The organism is Streptosporangium sp. NPDC005286 (assembly GCF_040607515.1).
GTDB lineage: Bacteria > Actinomycetota > Actinomycetes > Streptosporangiales > Streptosporangiaceae > Streptosporangium.
Genome location: NZ_JBEXGU010000012.1, coordinates 23,880 through 41,475, shown reverse-complemented (window position 1 = coordinate 41,475; position 17,596 = coordinate 23,880). Strand labels below are relative to the sequence as shown.

General features: G+C 66.2%; 16 protein-coding genes and 1 riboswitch. Of the genes, 8 read left to right on the top strand and 8 right to left on the bottom strand.

Annotation, left to right across the window (positions count from 1 at the left end; genetic code table 11):
- Window positions 1–6: 6 nt before the first annotated feature.
- Window positions 7–180 carry a hypothetical protein gene (locus tag ABZU75_RS07165; RefSeq protein ID WP_355550419.1) on the top strand — a complete coding sequence of 58 codons (174 nt, stop codon included), beginning with the start codon at window positions 7–9 and terminating at the stop codon, window positions 178–180.
- Here ABZU75_RS07165 and ABZU75_RS07160 read toward each other — a convergent pair.
- Window positions 173–298, bottom strand: a complete 126-nt coding sequence (locus tag ABZU75_RS07160; protein WP_355550417.1) for a hypothetical protein — start codon at window positions 296–298, stop codon at window positions 173–175. The two genes, ABZU75_RS07165 and ABZU75_RS07160, sit on opposite strands and share 8 nt — an antisense overlap.
- A gap of 280 nt (window positions 299–578) precedes the next feature.
- Here ABZU75_RS07160 and ABZU75_RS07155 point away from each other — a divergent pair, with 280 nt between their 5' ends.
- Window positions 579–1,619 carry a WD40 repeat domain-containing protein gene (locus tag ABZU75_RS07155; RefSeq protein WP_355550415.1) on the top strand — a complete coding sequence of 347 codons (1,041 nt, stop codon included), beginning with the start codon at window positions 579–581 and terminating at the stop codon, window positions 1,617–1,619.
- A 1,097-nt stretch (window positions 1,620–2,716) separates the two neighbouring features.
- Here the strand turns inward: ABZU75_RS07155 and bluB are convergent.
- Entirely contained in the window at window positions 2,717–3,361 is a 645-nt protein-coding gene (bluB, locus tag ABZU75_RS07150; RefSeq protein WP_355550412.1) for a 5,6-dimethylbenzimidazole synthase, read from the bottom strand.
- Between the two features lie 29 nt (window positions 3,362–3,390).
- Window positions 3,391–3,590: riboswitch (cobalamin riboswitch) on the bottom strand.
- 174 nt (window positions 3,591–3,764) lie between these two features.
- Here bluB and ABZU75_RS07145 point away from each other — a divergent pair.
- Complete coding sequence (locus tag ABZU75_RS07145; RefSeq protein WP_355550410.1) at window positions 3,765–4,745, top strand: hypothetical protein; 981 nt, start codon at window positions 3,765–3,767, stop codon at window positions 4,743–4,745.
- The gene (locus ABZU75_RS07140) at window positions 4,742–4,873 is read left to right on the top strand and encodes a hypothetical protein (protein WP_355550408.1); all 132 of its coding nucleotides are present in this window, start codon (window positions 4,742–4,744) and stop codon (window positions 4,871–4,873) included. Before ABZU75_RS07145 ends, ABZU75_RS07140 begins: the two co-directional genes overlap by 4 nt.
- Before the next feature lie 125 nt (window positions 4,874–4,998).
- Here ABZU75_RS07140 and ABZU75_RS07135 read toward each other — a convergent pair whose 3' ends face one another.
- Entirely contained in the window at window positions 4,999–5,973 is a 975-nt protein-coding gene (locus tag ABZU75_RS07135; protein ID WP_355550406.1) for a lipase, read from the bottom strand.
- Between the two features lie 597 nt (window positions 5,974–6,570).
- Here ABZU75_RS07135 and ABZU75_RS07130 point away from each other — a divergent pair.
- Window positions 6,571–7,275 (top strand): DUF4386 domain-containing protein, encoded by a 705-nt coding sequence (locus ABZU75_RS07130; RefSeq protein ID WP_355550404.1) that lies wholly within the window; start codon window positions 6,571–6,573, stop codon window positions 7,273–7,275.
- A gap of 318 nt (window positions 7,276–7,593) precedes the next feature.
- Here ABZU75_RS07130 and ABZU75_RS07125 read toward each other — a convergent pair whose 3' ends face one another.
- Window positions 7,594–8,208, bottom strand: coding sequence for a TetR/AcrR family transcriptional regulator (locus tag ABZU75_RS07125; protein ID WP_355550402.1), 615 nt, complete (start codon window positions 8,206–8,208; stop codon window positions 7,594–7,596).
- A 241-nt stretch (window positions 8,209–8,449) separates the two neighbouring features.
- On the opposite strand from ABZU75_RS07125, the gene ABZU75_RS07120 reads away from it, so the two are divergent.
- Complete coding sequence (locus ABZU75_RS07120) at window positions 8,450–8,797, top strand: nitroreductase family deazaflavin-dependent oxidoreductase (protein WP_355550400.1); 348 nt, start codon at window positions 8,450–8,452, stop codon at window positions 8,795–8,797.
- 438 nt (window positions 8,798–9,235) lie between these two features.
- Here ABZU75_RS07120 and ABZU75_RS07115 read toward each other — a convergent pair whose 3' ends face one another.
- From ABZU75_RS07115 to ABZU75_RS07100, 4 genes are all read right to left on the bottom strand, one after another.
- Window positions 9,236–10,969: a S8 family serine peptidase gene (locus ABZU75_RS07115; protein ID WP_355550398.1), complete on the bottom strand. Its 1,734-nt coding sequence runs from the start codon at window positions 10,967–10,969 to the stop codon at window positions 9,236–9,238.
- 973 nt (window positions 10,970–11,942) lie between these two features.
- Window positions 11,943–12,914: a YDG/SRA domain-containing protein gene (locus ABZU75_RS07110; protein WP_355550395.1), complete on the bottom strand. Its 972-nt coding sequence runs from the start codon at window positions 12,912–12,914 to the stop codon at window positions 11,943–11,945.
- A 317-nt stretch (window positions 12,915–13,231) separates the two neighbouring features.
- A complete protein-coding gene (locus ABZU75_RS07105) occupies window positions 13,232–14,455 on the bottom strand; it encodes a helix-turn-helix transcriptional regulator (RefSeq protein ID WP_355550393.1) in 1,224 nt (407 codons plus the stop codon).
- 154 nt (window positions 14,456–14,609) lie between these two features.
- Entirely contained in the window at window positions 14,610–15,833 is a 1,224-nt protein-coding gene (locus ABZU75_RS07100) for a helix-turn-helix transcriptional regulator (RefSeq protein ID WP_355550391.1), read from the bottom strand.
- A 724-nt stretch (window positions 15,834–16,557) separates the two neighbouring features.
- Between ABZU75_RS07100 and ABZU75_RS07095 the strand changes: the two genes are divergently transcribed.
- Together ABZU75_RS07095 and ABZU75_RS07090 are read left to right on the top strand one after the other, a co-directional pair.
- The gene (locus ABZU75_RS07095; protein ID WP_355550389.1) at window positions 16,558–16,938 is read left to right on the top strand and encodes a hypothetical protein; all 381 of its coding nucleotides are present in this window, start codon (window positions 16,558–16,560) and stop codon (window positions 16,936–16,938) included.
- Window positions 16,895–17,509 (top strand): ATP-binding protein, encoded by a 615-nt coding sequence (locus ABZU75_RS07090; RefSeq protein ID WP_355550387.1) that lies wholly within the window; start codon window positions 16,895–16,897, stop codon window positions 17,507–17,509. Before ABZU75_RS07095 ends, ABZU75_RS07090 begins: the two co-directional genes overlap by 44 nt.
- The last annotated feature ends 87 nt before the right edge of the window (window positions 17,510–17,596 follow it).

The following is a 17,596-nucleotide window of genomic DNA, read 5'->3' as shown; positions in this document are numbered from 1 at the left end:
GAGAGCTTGGCCCACCGCTCGTGGGCGGACTGGCGGGTGATGCCGGCCGCGGTGCCGATGTCGGCCCAGGAGCGGCCGTCGCCGCGCGCCGCGCGCACCGCGGCGTTCAGGCGGGCCTCGGCGGCGGCGACCGCCTGGGCGGCCGCGCGGACCGCGGCCAGGGTCTCCGGGGTCAGGTGATCACGCCACACTGATGCACCCACGCGCCGGTGGCCGTGGTGCCGACCGAGAACCACCCGCCGGGGAACTCCGCGGCATCCCATCCCTCGTGCTCGCCGTCGTCGCTCTGGTAGCTCATCCGCTCCTCCGCGTGTCGGGGTTCCCTGACATCGGCAAGCGGAACACCGGAATCGGCGGGAAATCCCAACTCCCGGGAATCATTATTCCCGCAAATTACCAATCGGTAAGGCCGGGTTTTCCGGGGCGCGCATCGAGGTCTGGGCGGTAATGCCGGACCCGCCCGGCGCGGCCGCGCTGCGAAGCCGTTCGCCGTCGGCGAGCTGCTCGGCCCGGGCAGGCAGAAGGCGACGCAGAGGCCTCCAAGTCAGTCTCAAGCCTGATCTTCTACACCTACGGGTGTGACTACGCCCCCGCCGCGGCAGCGCCGATCGCTGTCTCGCCGCACCCTGCTCCTGGGCGGGCTCGGCGCCCTGGCAGCGGTCGGCGTACCGACCACGATCGCCCTCACCCGCACCCCCGCCCCCACACCGAGCGCCGCCAACCTCGCGCCGAGCGCCACCCTCACCGGCCACACCAGCTGGGTCTACTCGGTGGCCTTCAGCCCGGACGGCACAACCCTCGCCACCGGCGGCCGCTACAGCACGGTGCGGTTGTGGGACGTGGCCAGCCACAACACCGTCGCCACCCTCACCGGCCACACCGACGATGTCTCCTCGGTGGCCTTCAGCCCGGACGGCACAACCCTTGCCACCGGCAGCCTCGACGACACAGTGCGGTTGTGGGACGTGGCCAGCCGCAAAACCATCGCCACCCTCACCGGCCACACCGACGATGTCTCCTCGGTGGCCTTCAGCCCGGACGGCACAACCCTTGCCACCGGCAGCCTCGACGACACAGTGCGGTTGTGGGACGTGGCCAGCCGCAAAACCATCGCCACCCTCACCGGCCACACCGACAATGTCTCCCCGGTGGCCTTCAGCCCCGACGGCACAACCCTCGCCACCAGCAGCGCCGACATCAGCAGCTTCGAAGGCACGGTGCGGTTGTGGGACGTGGCCGGCCGCAACACCGTCGCCACCCTCACCGGCCACACCGGCTATGTCCACTCGGTGGCCTTCAGCCCGGACGGCACAACCCTCGCCACCGGCAGCCTCGACGACACGGTGCGGTTGTGGGACGTGGCCAGCCGCAACACCGTCGCCACCCTCACCGGCCACACCGGCTGGGTCTTCTCGGTGGCCTTCAGCCCGGACGGCAAAACCCTCGCCACCGGCAGCCTCGACGACACGGTGCGGTTGTGGGACGTGGCCGGCCACAACACCGTCGCCACCCTCACCGGCCACACCGACAGGGTCTACTCGGTGGCCTTCAGCCCGGACGGCAAAACCCTCGCCACCGGCAGCCTCGACAGCACGGTGCGGTTGTGGCCGACCCGCTGACCCAGTAGATCATCACCGCTTCAGCCCTACCGCCAAAATCCGATCCAATCCCCCCAGGAGGCCGGTCGGGGACCAGCTGATCCGCCGGAGGGTCACGGAACTGGACTTCTGTGTGTGACGCGCGGAGCTATCCGTCAGGGTTCCAGCGACGCTATTTGTCACGTCGCCATAGAGGATGACCGGTTCCGCGAGCTGGGTCTTGATGTTGGAGCCTGGTCACGGTGGTTGGCGCCACCGGCGCCGATCGGAACGAAAACGAGCCATCGACTCAGCTCGTCGGCTCGGGACGTGGCAGGCCTCCGGAGTCCGGCCGACGCGATCAAGGCCCCGGTCAAGAGCCGAGCTATGAACTCGTTTCGTGGCTGGCCATAGGCTGGCAATATGACCTCGCGGTTTCTCAGCCCCGGCGCCGCCTGCGCGTCGTAGTGGTGCCCCTGAGTCCGGCCACCGGCGGTACCACCGCCACGTCGATCCTCAACTGGCATCACCCGCGCGTCGCCGAGCTGGTAAGGAATAACCCCACAGTTGCCTGAGCTCTCCATCGTCGTAATAGCTCCAGGACCTGGGTGTTCTCCTTGTAGAGCACGTCGCTTTGGCGGTTGAAGGGGGCTCGGGATCGGTGAAGCCTCTTCCTCTTCGTTGAGGTTTTTGTGGTGGTGGTGAAGCCGAGGAGTCGTGTGCCGGCCCGGTCGGGGATGACTCGGTCCGGTGCTGGGCGCCGCCCTGGCAGAGGACGCCTGCTCACGCGGGGGTTGGCGCCGTACACCGGCTCAGGCGCCTCAACTGCTCGCCGGGCCGGGGCGGCCTCGCCTCGCCGGGCCCTGGGCGCCGCCCGGTGCCGCTCCGGGAACGGCTGACCGTAGACGGCCTTGGGTTCCGGCGAACCCAAGGGCGCACAACCTCCCAGACCACCCCAACAGCCTGGGCTCGAACCCTGGGTTCGCGGGAACTCTGGGGTTTCTCCTTATCGGACACGTCGATCTCAATTGCTTGGCGGTCGCCGCAGGTCCTGAGCTCGGGGCTGTACTTGTAGATGGTGGCGCGGCTGCGCCCAGCAGTCGGGCGCTCGAGGCGATGGTGGCGTCAGGTTGGGTGAGTTAACGGTGGCCGAGGCCGCTCGTCCCCCATTGGTCGTGATGGATGGCGGCGGCCAGCGGGCGCCGTCGCCGCCATCCGTGCCGTTCCAGATCAGGGGCCTCTTCGAGGTGGGTGACGGGACCGAGACACAGCCACGCGACCGGACGGATCTGAACGGGGATACCGAGCAGGTCCCGCACAAAAGGCTCACGGTAGAAAGACACCCAGCCGATGCCGAGCCGTTCGGCGGTCGCGGCCAGCCACAGGTTCTGGATGGCCAGGCACACCGAGTACAGGCCGGCGTCGGCGATGGCGTGGCGGCCGAGCACCGCGGGACCGCCCCTGTCCTGGTCATAGGTGACCACGACGGACAGCGTCGACTCGCGCACCCCGTCGATCTTGATCTGGGCGAACCGCCGGGCGGCCTCGCCATCGAGGGTGGCGGCGAAGGTCGCCCGCTCGTGCTGGACGTGGTCGTGGAAGGCGCCGCGGATCTCGGCGTCGCGCACCACGACGAAGTCCCACGGCTGGGACAGCCCGACGCTGGGGGCGGCGTGAGCCGCCGACAGCACGCGGTGCAGCACCTCGTCCGGCACGGGTCCGCCGGTGAACTGGCCTCGCACGTCGCGGCGGCGGTGAATGACATCGTAAAGCTGGCTGTTCATGGGCAGGCTCCCGCTGCGTCGTGCCCCTGGCGGGGCGATGGGCGCGAGGCCGGTCTTCGGACTCCCGGATCAACGCCTGACCGCCCGCCTTCCCAGCCCTTACGAGCCAGTGGCTGTGCTTCGCACGTGGACGGCGGCTTCCCGGTCACCGCGGCGGGCCCGTGCCGGAATCACACCGGCTTCCCGATTCTCCTCGCGACCGCAAGGCACCTCGCAACAGTTCGCCGAGAGTACGGTAGCTGATCACCTCACCGCTTGCGATTGTGGCCGGGTCCTTGAGGATCTTCCGCCACAGCGCCGAGGCGAAGGCGTCCACGTCGACCGACAGGACCACCGTGCCCGGCGTCCCGTCGGCCCCTTCGCGTTCCACCTCGATCCGCTCGGGGACGAACACCGCCCGGGCGTGGCGTTGGGCCTTCAGGTACTCCACCGCGTCCAGGACGGCGCGGTCGGCGTTGGTCGACTCCAGGTCGATCGATTCGACCAGCGTGAACAGCGCAGAGCGGTGCGAGCCGTAGTGCTGTTCCAGCAGCGGCAGGTAGTTGTTGCCGTGGTGGGCGGACACGGCCTGGTGCGCGGCGGCCAGGGCATCCAGGCCGCCGGCCTGTTCCAGCGCCTTCAGTACCAGCCGTCCCGCGCGCTCGGCCACGTCCTGCTCCCCGGCGGCGGGCTGCTGGTCCGCGGCTTCGGCGGCTGGCAGTCCGAAGGGCGCAGTCCCGCCAGGAACGAACGCCTCGCGGACGCCGTTCAGGACGTCGCCGAACACCCCCAGCAGCCGCTCGGACTCGGCGCGGTGGGTCTCCCGGAGCTTGTCGAGCTGGTCGCGGCCCTTGCGGTGAATCGCCGCGATCCGCTTGCAGAACATCGTCACCACGTCGTCCCGGACCCCGGTCCGCGCCGTGTGCAGCAGGCTCACGATCAGCACGAGCCGCTTGTCCTCGTCCAGCACCTTGCGCAGATCGGCGACATCGGTCACGCGCGCCTCGCCCGCGAAGTGCGCGATCTTTCCCGGCGGGACGCCCTCCAGCCACACCTCGGTAGGGCCGAGCGCGTCCAGGTCCCGCAGGAACGACAGGCGGCCCTTGAACTTGCCGAGCGACGCCGCCTGCGCGACGTCCTTCAACCCGTCGTACTCGCTGCGCCGCGTGACCGGGTCGACCACCAGCAGCCTGCCCAGCCGCGCCCGCGCCGCCGCGTCCACCCGACCGGACACCAGCGTGAAGAACCCGCGGTTGACCTCGGTGCGGATCTTCTTCACCAGCTCGTCCAGCGTGGTGTAGCCCGGCAGCTGTCCAGCGCACGGTCTCCATTCGCGGCACCATCATGGTCGTCGGCCAGAAGGTCCAGGTCGGCCGGGTGCACGCCCGCAAGATTTTGGACGTGACCGTCGATGACACCCACCTCACCATCCACGCCGACGGCGAGCCGATCCGCGTCGTCTCGCGAACCACCACCCAGGAGGTCACCCGGATCAAGTCCAAAGCGCATACTAAACAGCGAAAGACCAGCTAGGAGTGTCAAGCATCATCCGATGCCATTGCGTCAAGCATCAAGCGAGTCACGACACTCCAGGTCCGCGACAGGCTGCATGCCACCATTTACGCCTACGAGAGCGGCTTCATCTGGTCGCGTGAGCCCTAACGGGCGATCACCTGCACCTCGGGAAACCGTGAGGAACGCCTGTCGAGCAGGTCGCCTTTGCGCCGTAGATGCAGATCGAGGAAGGCCATGGTGTAGGCGCGGGTGACGGCCACGGAACGCGCCGCCGACAGTGTGCCGTTTACCGCTCGCAACTGCTCCTTTGACAGGCCGATCACCGGCGCCGCCTGCTCGTACAGCAGCGGCAGGTCGGTATAGGAATTGTGCTTGACGCCCTTGGTCTTCACGTGCAGCCGCCAGCCCTTCAGCCGGGACCAGAAGGCCTTCTGCCCGCGGATGGGCTTGTCGAAGATCTCGGCCTCCATGAGCATGTACGGCTTGGCCAATCCTTTGGCGGCCACCTTGCCGAGGGCGGGTCCGTCCAGGTTCAAAACCGCCTTGACCCGCCGATCCTCCAGCATCGTCGCGGCGGCCGTCGCTCCTCCCGCGGAATGGCCGAACATGCCGACCTTGCTCAGGTCGAACGCGCCACGCAGCCCCTCCGGCAGCTTCCGGCCTTCAACATCGGGGTTCTGCCCCTTGTTCAGCTCCTTGAGCCGGTCCAGCACGAATCGCGTGTCGGCCACCCGCACCTTGATCTCTTCGGCCTTCTCGTCCAGCCGGCTCACCGGGACCGGCTTCAGGACACGGCCGGTGACCGTGCCGTTGGGGAACTCCACCTCGCCGGCATCGCCCGGATGATCGATCGTGACCACCAGGTAGCCCCAGCTGGCCAGTTCTTCGACCGTGGCGGTGTTCATGGAACGGTCGGCGCCGTTGCCGGGTGAGAACAGTACGACGGGCAGCCCTCGGCCCGCCACAGGGGCCCCTTCGCGGCCATGGGTCAAAGGCAGGCTGACAGCCGCAGGCGAGAGGCTGCTGTTGCGATAGAAGGCCTCGGCGGCGCGAGGCGGCAGCCAAGGCGCAGCGGAGTGGCCGTCCGGACGACGGGCGGGGTACCACAGGCTGATCATCAGCTCACGCCGGTCATGTGCCTTGATTCACGGGTCGGCCCTGGAGCCGTCACGCAGGTGCAGCGCGACAGTACCGATCTCGCGTGGACCTGTCGGCTGGGGCAGGGCCACAGTGACGGGCTTTGACATGGCCTGTACGGCGGGCCCGGTGAGCAGAAGGCCGACCGCCACCGCAGAGGCCACGCCCCGTCTGAGCAATGCGCAATTCATAACGGCCACGCTAGGGAGGCTCGCTGTCCAGAAACTCCCCACCAGAGATGATTTTGGCACTCATACGAATGAAGGAAGCACCCCTCCGCCCGGAGGGGAGGTCAAGGCCCGCTTGAGCTTGGCATCACGGCATCCATCATGTCGCTGGAGCCGATGCGGTAAGCCGATACGAGCTGGGGCTGCTCATCGCCCGACGCGATGGACTCGACGCGGACCAACTGCCTTCAGGCCGGCTGAGCGGTGGGCGGGGTGTCGACGTTCCGGGCACCCGGACCTCTTTCTGCAGCAGAACCCTTGTGGCCTTACACGTGTAAGGGTAGAGTCGGCAACATCCTTACAGGTGTAAGAAAGGGCGGCTGGCCCGCGCCGACATATGGGAAAAGTGTTATGAATACAAGCAGGCAGGCAACCGCAATTGCGGGCGCGTTAGTCATCGTGGGCATGATCGCCGGCGTGCTGAGTGTTGTTCCCGCCCTCGAGGAACCACACTATCTCAATCTCATTTCTGCACATGAGAGCCAGGTCATCGTCGGCGCAGTTTCTCAGTTCATCATGATCCCCGCCTATGTCGGGTTTGCGCTGTTCCTGTATCCGGCATTGAGGATGGAGAATGAAGCGCTCAGTCTGGGTTTCCTTGGATTTAGACTGATCGCAGCGATGTTCCATTTCATAGGCATGATTTTCTTGCCTTTGTTTCTTGTGCTGGGTCAGGAGTTCGCCCAAGCCGGCGCTTCAGGCACATCCCACCTGGAGGCCTTGGGTGAGTTGCTGCGGACGGCGCGCGACTTGGTTAATCATGTCGCTTTGATCATCTCGCTGACCCTCGGAGATCTCCTATTTTTCGGTATTCTATATCGGTCGAGATTTGTCCCTCGCTGGTTGTCCGCGTGGGGACTCATCGGGGCCGGATTAGCTATGTTGGCGAGCTTCTTGGTGCTGTTCCGTATGGCTGATGTCGTCACGCCACTCTACCTAGCCATAAACGCGCCACTGGCCCTACAAAGCTTGGTCTTGGCCACGTTTTTGATCACAAGAGGCTTCGATACAAAGACATTGACTACGGGCCACCAGCACGACGGCCGGCGCGGCTGACGTGCACGCCGTCCCAACTTGTTGCGACGGCTGTGCGCGCCGAGAACTCGGTCATGTCATGCGACCTGCAGATACTCGTCTATGAGGCCGCCGAGTCGATCTCGTCTCAGCGGTCGCTGCGGAGGGCAGGGGAGTGCGGTCGAGCCTCGCGGCAACCTGACCTTCTGCTTTTCAGTCCTTGATGTGTCTGCGCGCACGCCCTGCGTGGCGCGAACGCCCGGGGTTCCTCGCTGGATATCGCTGAACACGCCGCCAGTCCCCGCTGCGAGCGTTTCCGGGGAGGGGCAAGGTGAGTCTCACGTAGCGGTGTCGGGGGCTCTACCTCCGGCGAGCTTCGAGCGCATCCAGAATCAGGTCCAGGCCGTAGCTGAACTCGCTCGTGTGGTCGTAGCCCGGCCGCAGGGCGTGGTCGACGATCATCTCTGTGAGGTACGGCAACTCGTCCGCCGGCAGGTGCTCGAGGATGCTGCCGGCCACTTCCTCGACATCGTCCGGCGTCGTCATCGGCAGGTTCGCCTCCTGGAGGACGAACCCGCTGATGTAGCTGTCGATGAGCGAGACAGCGTGCGCGGCCATCGGCAGCGTGAACCCCGCCTCGCGGAGGACACCGAGGACGGCGTCGTGGTGGCGTAGCGTCGCCGGCCCCGGGTTGCGACGGGAGTCCATGAGGCCGAGAGCCCAGCTGTGCTGCGACAGGACCGCACGCGCGGAGGAGGCGCGCGCACGGATCGCGTCGCGCCAATCGTCGTACTCGGCGCTGGGTAGCTTGATCGCCGCGAACACCATGTCGGCCACGCCGTCGAGGATCGCGTCCTTGTTCGGTACGTGGTGGTAGAGCGACATCGCCTCCACGCCCAGTTCCTGCGCCACCCGTCGCATCGTGATCGCCTCCACGCCGCCGCGATCCGCGACCCGGATCGCGGCTTCCAGCACTAGACCTCTGCTGAGCGGTTGCCGTGGCGGTAGCGGTGGTGGGGACACGACGGCTCCAGGGTGCGGGCGGGATTGACAACCTTACAATTGTAAGCCAGCCTTACGCCCGTAAGTTGCCTTACTAATGTAAGTCCTCCCGGGTGGGAATCAGCTGGGAACCCGGCGAACGTCTGACCCACGACGCGCCCCGCCGGGGCGAGGGAAGGAGATGCCGATGCCGATGCCGAGGTGGTGGGGGCACGTGAACAAGCGGGTATTCAATCCTCGCGCGATCGCGAGCGGGACGTGGCCGGTGCTGATTCACGTCGGTCGCATTTCTGGCGCGACGTACCGCACGCCGCTCGATGCGCATCCTGTCGACGGCGGCTACCTGTTCGTTCTGGTGTATGGATCGCGCTCGGACTGGGTGCAGAACGTCCTGGCAGCCGATGGTGCGTGGCTCCGGGTCGACGGGAGGGAGGTGGAACTCGCCGCCCCACGCCTCGTCGGGGAAGACGAGGCGTTCCAGGCCCTCTCCGATGAGGTGGCACGCCCACCGAGGCTGCTCCGTATCACCGAGTTCCTCCGTATGGACCTGGTCGCAGGCTGACGATCGACGTCCAGCGCGGAGCCTCGACCACCGTTACCAACTACTCGCTAAGGACAGCATCGACACCCGGCATCGATTTCCCGCTCACCGCGGCGGACATGCCCCGTACCTTCCCCCTCCCGGACGAGGAGTCCTTCATCCTCGTCGCGGCCTACCAGACGCCCGGTGAGAAAAAGGTCCAGGTGTGGCGGCGCTACCCAGAGCACACAGACCCGGACGCCTCGCTCGACGAGGAACTGCAGCAGTCCGCTTTCACGACGGTCAGGCCGCCGTCCGGGCGGCCGTACCCGGCGAACCAGGCGCCCGAACAGGGGCCGGGCGCCCGGCCGGACCGTGCCCGAACGCCCGGCCGGTGGGCGTCCGGACGCCTGATCGGTCAGACGTCCGGACGGCCGGTCCCGGTCAGGCGCCCGGACGGGCGGCCCTGGTCAGGTCAGGTCAGCGGACGGCCCGCAGGGCGTCCACGATGCCGTAGCCGTAGAAGCCGTTACGGAGCCTGTTTCCCTCGCACACGTGCGTCGTGACGACCGTGTTGCCGTTCGACAGGTGCCGCGTGTAGGTGTAGGCGGCGGGGGTGGGGCAGTCCTTCCTGGTGGCGGACGCCTTGAGCACCGTCTCCACGACGGCGGGGTTGAGCGTCTTGCCGCCGTGCGTCCGGTCGCGGTGGCCGAACTTGCTGACGATCAGCGCCGCCACTCCCGCGGCGCGCGGCGAGGCCATCGAGGTGCCCTGGAGGTACTGGTAGTAGGCGCAGACGCCGTTCTTGCAGTCACGGACGACGCGGGCGACGTTGGGCGTGCCGTCGGGGTTCAGCTCACCCCGCGCCTCGGCGAGCGACCGGGGGTAGGCCGACAGCGTCGTCCTGGTGACGTCGCTGGTGTTGGTGGGCGTGTCGTAGCTGTCCCCGCCGGGGGCGGCCAGGTCGACGGAGCCGTTGCCGTAGTTGGAACCGTAGGACTTGCGCTCGCTGATACCGGTCGCGGAGACCGTGATCACGTGGTTGCCCTCGACCGGCATGATGGAGCAGTCCGGCGAGATCGTACGCGAGTAGGGCAGCTCGCCCGGCACCCGGACGAAGTTGGGGCTTGAGGTGTCGGCGTACTCCCTGCTGAGGTCGCTGAACTGGTTGCCGACGGCCGTGACCAGGGTCACGCCCCTGGCGTGCGCGTAGTCGAGCGCCCGCTGCATGGCCTTGATGATCGTGGTCTGCTCCAGGCGGTCGGCGGGAGAGTCGGCCGGGTTGTTGACGCAGTTGGACAGCCACGGGTCGATGTAGTAGCTCATGTTGGCCACGTCGATACCGACGTCACCCGCGTAGGTCAGCGCGTCCACGCTCGGCTGGAGGAAGAAGTAGCCGATGTCCGAGCCGACCCGCAGGTTCACGATCGAGACCTTGGGCGCCACGCCCGCGATGCCCAGCCCGTTGATCGGCGAGGCCAGCGACGACGCCACGTGCGTGCCGTGACCGTCCTCGTCCACGTCCGCCGGGTCGTTGCAGGAACGGTCCGGCTCCTCCTCGCAAGGGCCGTCGACCTCGTCACCGTTGGCATCGACCGGGATGTCCACGGTGAAGTTGCGGCTCAGCTCGCGGTTGAAGTTCGGCGCGATGTCGGGGTGGGAGCCGTCCACGCCGGTGTCGAGGATGCCGACCAGCACGCCGGGGTCGCCCTGCTCGTGCTTGTACGAGCCGTCGACGGTGGCGTTGATCTGCTTCATGTCCCACTGGAGTTCCGACAGCGGCTCGGCCTCGGGGGCCGGCTTGCCCGGCCTGGTGGAGGGGGTGCCGTACTCCTCCTTGCCCGGCTTCTCCAACGCCTTGGCCGCGAGAGCCTCGCGCACCGCCGCGTCGCTCACCGGGGCGTTCTTGGGCACGCCGCCGACTGACCGGTTGCGGGCGACGCCCTCGATCAGGGCGTTGCCCCCCAACTGACTCGTGAAGCCGGTGTTGGTCGTGGCGACGGTGGCGAGACCGACGGCGCCGTTCTCCTTGAGAATCCTCCCGCCCGCGGCCTGGATGGCACTTCTGGCGTCGGCGGCGTTGACATCCTCCTTGTAGAGGACCACGTATTCGGTTTCCCGGCTGGGTTCCGCACCCACCTGCCGGGCCTGTGCCGGAGCCGCCAGCGTCGCCGCGGCGATAGCGGCGACGGCAATGACGACAGCGCGTTTCACACATACCTCCATGCGTCAAAAACTCCCTCGCCAATATCACCACACCGACAGCACCGCTCCGTACATAAAGAAGGTCGCGGAGAAGCGTAAGAACATGCCATTGACTACTTTCTCGGAATGTCGGATGTAGCGGTTCGCGACACCGGCCCCTCGAGGACGAGAGGGTCGCGCCCCGACAGCGGAACGATCTTCGGTCGGCGCGGAACCCGGCCGGACGGCGGCCACCCAGAAGGTCGCCCCCTCCCGCCGCGCGGCGGGCACGGACGTCCGCCGGGCGCCAGGACGGCGCGACGGGGGTTTCCCCGGCCGGAGGGTCGGCCCCGTACCGGACGGGCCGTCCGCGACCACCGCACACCGCGATCCCACCGGTTCACAAAATCAGCGCGAACCGCCGGAAACAATCCCTGACGCCCTCCATGGAGCCCCACGCCGAACAAATGCCGAGCAATTCATATGGTCATTACCGTAATGCCCGGAAGGAATAAATCCGGATATCGACATGACAGAATCCGGCTCACTCACGGGTGGCCCTCGCTGCCGTTTTCCGCACGCGGCCCCGGGCAGGCCCGGCCGAGGACCCGCCACCCGCCGCCCCGCGGCACCGGCCACCACCGCGCCCCCGAGGGGTGACGGCGGCGGCCCGCCCGACTCCCCTCGCGCGGTCAGTGCCGATACGTGTGACGTCCATGGCTTCCGGCTCGGCGCGGGCCTGCTCGACACTCCGACCATTGAAGGTGTCGATGATGCCGAATATCAGGGGAATTTCCCGTCTGACGGCCTCGACGATGTTCGCCTTCGTACGGGCATGACTGACGCGGCGGCCGGTAATCCGGCTGTGTTCACCGGCGTTGTCGGAATGGTAACCGGTCGTCAGGCTCACCCGGGGTGGCCGAACGGCTCCCACCACTCATCGCGTATGGCGACGAGGTTGGAATAGTTCTAGGTATTGAGGAAAACCCCGCCACAGCAAGTTCTATGGCCTCCAGTCTGGCCGCCTCCTAGTCTGTGCAGTTCCCTTGGTCCAGCGGTCGCGATGCTGTGCTACGTAGCCCAACCCAATACGGTGATCGTCATGTACACGAAGGGGGCCAGACACCTCTCCATTTAACCCGTTGATGACTTGCAAATCTTCCGAAAGATAAATAGCTCCAACGTCAAACCTTACGTGGTCATTCGGGCAGAGACAGAGAACGTTCTCCACTACATCCGGACCGTAGTGCGGCCTGCCCAGGGCCTGAATATGTGCTCCTTCACTGTAAAAGCCCCCATTAACCTCAATGGTTTTTCCACAGACTTGGCAGCAGTGGGCATACCAGTCCTTAACCTGTCTAACGACTGCACTGCTTCGCACAATACGTTGAATAACTGAGGTAGTAACTGGTGATGAGCCAATCTTATTATCTTCTGGCAACTCGACGACAGCATCTTGTTCCGCAAGAACTTCACTGTCAATCAGCTTCTCAAGCCGGAACTGCCATACCAGAAAACCATCAATGCCAATTTTGGCAGAATGAGATTCAACCCGATATAATCCGTCATACCGGTAACCGGTGTTCGGCGCGTACTGCGACCCCTTGTCGGCTCCACGAATAACGCGCACATAGAGTCCTTCAAGCTCGTTGCGCGCAAGTGCAGCGTTTCCTCGGTCGGCAAGATTTTGATCTCTCACCTGCCTCTTCGACTCAGAATCACGTCCGCCATGACCGGTATAGATGATAATGTCACCGTAATCCTCATCATCCGAGTAACCACCTGCTGAGAGCACGATCGCGTCTGCGCCCTCACCTGCAGTGCCCGAGATACCTGCCCGCAACTGGCTATGCAGGCCAGCCCCGTGAAGCCGAGCCCTGCTCACGTATGAAGTCCCAACAGGGTGACCATCGATATGTCCGAATTGTGGCGCCATGATCGGCATCATGCCATGCGCGAACGACAAAAACCGCATCACATCTCAATAGACCAAGTCCCAACCCAAATTCGGACGATTCATCAGTAGCCAGCACCCCGGCCGAAGAGCATGACATTGCAGGTCGGAGGCCGATGTGGAAACGAGTATGCCCACCGGCGATCATTGCGAGTCACATGGGCGAGCGGGGATCAGCCAGTGGCCACGGGTCACACGTAGTACCTGCGTACAAGGACGTGGTGTAAAACGTCTGGGAATACCAAGAGAGTCGCAGGGCACTCCCCCTGGGGCCAGCCAGCTTGGGCCTCGGCTCTGACACTTGCACACCACGTATGCAGGCCCGAGCGCTGAGTCTGTCAGAGAACCTGCATGCGTGCGCTGAGGCGGCGGATCCGCTCTCGGTAGCCGTAGCGCTCCAGGTCCAGCAGGGTTCGTACGGCCTGACGAGCCATGGGGTGGTTGCGAATGAGTAGGGGGGCCGCCTTCTCGGCGTGCTCCAGCTCGGCCATGGCCGCCTCGCGCTGGCCGCACCAGAGCAGCCCCCTGGCGTAGTCGAGATGGTGGCGTCCGACGCGGTTGGCCTGCAGGCCCTTCGGCAACCAGACCATCTCTCCCCTACGTACGGCCTGAGGCCCGTCCCCAAGTTCGACGGCGACCGCGACCCCGTAGATATCAACGTTGGTCTGGCTGGTACACAAATCGTAGTAGTTGGTGCGCTGACCAGCTCCAAGCCGGGTGACCGCCTCGGAAGCGAGGCGGTATCGCGTCCACGCCTCATCTACCTTGCTCTTACGAGCCGCGGCGATCGCGGCCCTCAGTTGGAGCCCGCCCCAGACGGCCAGCGCCTCCGGGCGGCCCGCGACATACTCGTCCTCGATGCCCGCGCAGGCCGAGTCGATCACGGTGAGTGTGTCGTGCCACGAAGCGCTGGACCACATGTTCCGCGTGCGTCGAGACCCGGCTATCGCCACGTGATACGGGTCTCCCGAGTGCTCAGCAGCCCAGCGGATCCGATCGACGGCAACGAGGGAGAGGTCGGCGTACCCCAGGCCGCAGACGACCGAGTCCGCAGCCCGGTAGACGAACGCGAGCAACCCGAAAGCGGCGCTCCGGTCAGGTTCTGAATACAGATGGGTTGCCGCCTGCAGCTCGGAGAGTAGCGTCGGCAACCCCTCGGCCAGCTCCGCGTAACGTGCTTCCACCCGCAACCAACAGGCGTGCTCGGTCGCGGCGCGTAGCTCCGGCAACGGCCGCACCACTCCAGCCCATTCAGAGTCGAGGTCGTAACGTTCCAGCTGACGACGAATCTCCGGGATCGCCGCATGCACCCGATCCTCATGCGGATTGTCGCTCCGGTGAGAACGTGCGGTCAGCTCGTTGGGATGCATACGCAGTGCCTTGGCAAGAATGCTGATCAGCGCGATGGAATCCAGGGGCAGGCTGTCGTTCTCGATCGCCGACACCCAGGACTGGGCGCGGTCAACGCGCCGCGCTAATTCTGTCTGGGTGATGCCCAGGCGCTTACGAGCACGTCGTACGCGCGTCCCCACACTCTCCGCCGCCGGGTCCAAGGAGGCCATGAGCTCAAGGTAACCCGCGAGAAAGCCCTTGGCTCCCCTCCCCGCCAAAGTATCAGCGACGCTGATATCCCCGCCGCCTCACAGCCGGGAATTCGCCCCCTACCTGGGGAAATAAGCGACAGACCTAATCGATCCCAAATCCCCCAGAGAACCGTCAGAAGACCTGCATCCGTGTGCCGAGGCGGCGGAGGCGTTCCCCGTAGCCGTAGCGTTCCGAGCCCAGCAACGTCCGTACGGCCTGCTGCGCCATCGGGTGGTTGCGGACAAGCATTGGGGCAACCTCCTCCGCGCGTTCGAGTTCAGCCAGGGCGTCGTCGTGCCTGCCGCACCAGAGCAGCCCTCGGGCGTAGTCGAGATGGTGGTAGCCGACCCGACTGGCCTGAATGCCTTTGGGAAGGTGGACTGACTGCGCTCGCCGTACGGCCTGTGGTCCGTCACCGAGTTCGACGGCGATGGCGACGCCGTGGATGTCGATGTTGGGCTGGTTGGTGGACAGTTCGTAGTAGTTGGTGCGCTGGCGATCTCCGAGCCGAGTGACCGCCTCAGCCGCCAGCCGGTGACGTGACCAGGCTTCATCGGCGTCGTTCTTACGGGCAGCCGTGATCGCGGCCCTCAACTGGAGTCCGCCCCAGACGGCCAGCGCCTCCGGGTGACCCGCGGTGTACTCGTCTTCGATACCCGCGCACGCCTTGGCGAGCACCGCGAGCGCGTCGTCCCATGAGGCGCTGGCCCACAGGTTCCTACTCCGCAGGTAAGCGAATATGGCTTCGTTGTAAATGTCGTCCGCGCGTTCTCCCGCCCAGCGAATCCGGCCGATGGCGAGCACGGAGAGGTCGGCGTAGCCGAGGTTGTAGGCGACCGAGTTGGCTGCACGGTAGGCGGTCGAGAGCAGGCCAAAGGCCGTGCGCCGGTCGGACGGGGGATAAAGATGGGTCGCCGCCTGAGTCTCGGCGATCAGGTCTGGAACACTTTCGGCCAACTCTCCGTAGCGCGCCCCTCTTCGTAGTTCATGCATCTGCTCGATCGCGGTGCGGAGTTCAAGCAGCGGCCGTACCGCTCCGGCCCATTCGGAGTCGAGATCGTAACGTTCCAGCTGGCGACGGATATCGACGATCCCCGCGTGCCCTTGGTCCTCGGCCAAGGTGTCACCTCGATAGGGACGCCCGGTGAGTTCGTTGGGGTGTACGTGCAGTGCCTTGGCGACGGTATTGATCAGTGCGATGGAGTCCAGGGGGAGGCTGTCGTCCTCGATCTCCGATACCCAGGACCGAGCGCGATCGACACGTCGGGCCAGTTCAGTCTGGGTGATGCCCACACGCTTACGAGCGCGCCGCACACGGGTTCCCACACTCTCCGCCGCCGGGTCTGAGTAGGCCATGGCCTCAAGGTAACCCGGAGCGACCGGCTTGACCTCCCCCTGCACCAAAGTATCAGCGGCACTGATGTCGGTGTCTCTCCGCATTCATAGCGTCACTTTTCGTGAGTGACGACAGGTGTGAGAGCGACAGGAGACACCCCTGCCCTCTACACACTCTGACCGCGACCAGATCGGCCTTCAAGCAGGAAACCTCCCACCCGCGCGGGGGAAGCTGCCTTGGCCGAGGACCGCGAAGACCCAGGAAACCAAGTCCCAGAACCTCGTGAAAACGGTTCTGCCAGGCGAATGGCGTCGTCTGGCAGAACCTCGCCCGCACGCTGGAGGTGCGAACTGTGCTCAACCCTAGTAGAGCCGTCAAGATCATCCGAGTCCGTTGGCATGCCGAACAACCGCCCTCGCCTCTCGGTTGTCGCTGGTGTGGCCACCCCCCGTACGCGCACGACGCCGCCAGCCTGCCGCATCGGCCCAATCACCTGTGGGAACAACCCACCCCGGCCCAGGTCCGTACCCGCATGATGGCCCGGCGTCGTCTCGGGCTCTGCGGCCGGCTGCCCGCGCCTCCCGTACCGGCCACCGTGGCCCCGCGCCCGCCGAGCCATCCCCACGTGGGTTCTCCCCTCAGCAGGGGACGCCACTCGCGATCGGCCGTGACGCCGTACGGGCGGGAGTCGCCGCCGGGTACACGGCCCGGCAGGCGCGAGTCGTACCGGAAGGGGGTGACGGCATGAACCCGCCATCTCCCGGAGCACCGTACGAGCCCGGCGAAGAAGGCAGCATCCCCCAGGCGCTGCGCACGCTGACGCTCCGCTTTCCCGCCTGGTGCCTCTGGTACGGCAAGGCCACCGAACAGTGGTGGGCCCTCTCCCCCGCCCGGTGTCGGCAGCGTATCGGCCTGATCGAGGCCGACACCCCCGCCGAACTGGCCGCACGGATGCAGCACATCGAGGACTTCCACCCCCACCCCGAACAGCACGACCAGCCGATCAGCACCGACCACCGAACGGCCGTCAGGGACATCAGGGTCGCCGGAGGCAGCCAGACGAGCAAGGGAGGTGACCGGGATGACCGCGCGACTGCTGTCCGTACTCGTCGGCGTGCTCGCTGACCGATTCCGGACGACAACCGGCGACACCACCGGACCGGCCGCCACGATGTGGTCGCCGTACCTGGGCCGGATACCCGGCTGGTCGACGACGCCGAACCACACTCCCGTCATCTCCCAGCGGTTCACGGCCGTCCCCGACCAGGTCAGGCCCGCGCGGAACTTCGTCGCCGAGATCCTCGGCGACGACCACCCGCTCCACGACGACGCCATGCTTCTCACCAGCGAGCTGGCCACCAACGCCGTCGAACACTCGACCAAGCCGATCGATACCAAACCGGCAGACGCCGAACCAACCGACGCCAGAGCGACCGACACCGGAACCTCAGGCGCCAGAACCGCGGACACCGCACCGGGCGACCGGCCACGGGAATTCGTCGTCACGGTGGCCTTCCTCCCGCACGGCGTCATCGTCACCGTCCAGGACCCCGGCTCCGCACAGATCCCCTGCACCAGAAACCCCCACCCGAACGCCACCGGCGGCCGAGGACTCCTCCTCGTCAACGAACTCGCCACCCGCTGGGGCTTCCACCGCGACCCCACCGGAACCGTCATCTGGTTCGAACTCACCTGACAACCCGACGTGGCCGCGCGAGCCTGAAGAAGCAGCGCCGCCACGTCCTCAACCAACAAAGCCACGCGTGGCCAGGACGGTTCCCTC

Coding starts and splice junctions, on each gene's coding strand:
- ABZU75_RS07160 (WP_355550417.1), bottom strand. CDS start 298: ATGAGCTACCAGAGCGACGACGGCGAGCACGAGGGATGGGATGCCGCG.
- bluB (WP_355550412.1), bottom strand. CDS start 3,361: ATGAACAGCCAGCTTTACGATGTCATTCACCGCCGCCGCGACGTGCGA.
- ABZU75_RS07135 (WP_355550406.1), bottom strand. CDS start 5,973: ATGATCAGCCTGTGGTACCCCGCCCGTCGTCCGGACGGCCACTCCGCT.
- ABZU75_RS07130 (WP_355550404.1), top strand. CDS start 6,571: ATGAATACAAGCAGGCAGGCAACCGCAATTGCGGGCGCGTTAGTCATC.
- ABZU75_RS07110 (WP_355550395.1), bottom strand. CDS start 12,914: ATGCGGTTTTTGTCGTTCGCGCATGGCATGATGCCGATCATGGCGCCA.
- ABZU75_RS07105 (WP_355550393.1), bottom strand. CDS start 14,455: ATGGCCTCCTTGGACCCGGCGGCGGAGAGTGTGGGGACGCGCGTACGA.
- ABZU75_RS07100 (WP_355550391.1), bottom strand. CDS start 15,833: ATGGCCTACTCAGACCCGGCGGCGGAGAGTGTGGGAACCCGTGTGCGG.
- ABZU75_RS07095 (WP_355550389.1), top strand. CDS start 16,558: ATGAACCCGCCATCTCCCGGAGCACCGTACGAGCCCGGCGAAGAAGGC.
- ABZU75_RS07090 (WP_355550387.1), top strand. CDS start 16,895: ATGACCGCGCGACTGCTGTCCGTACTCGTCGGCGTGCTCGCTGACCGA.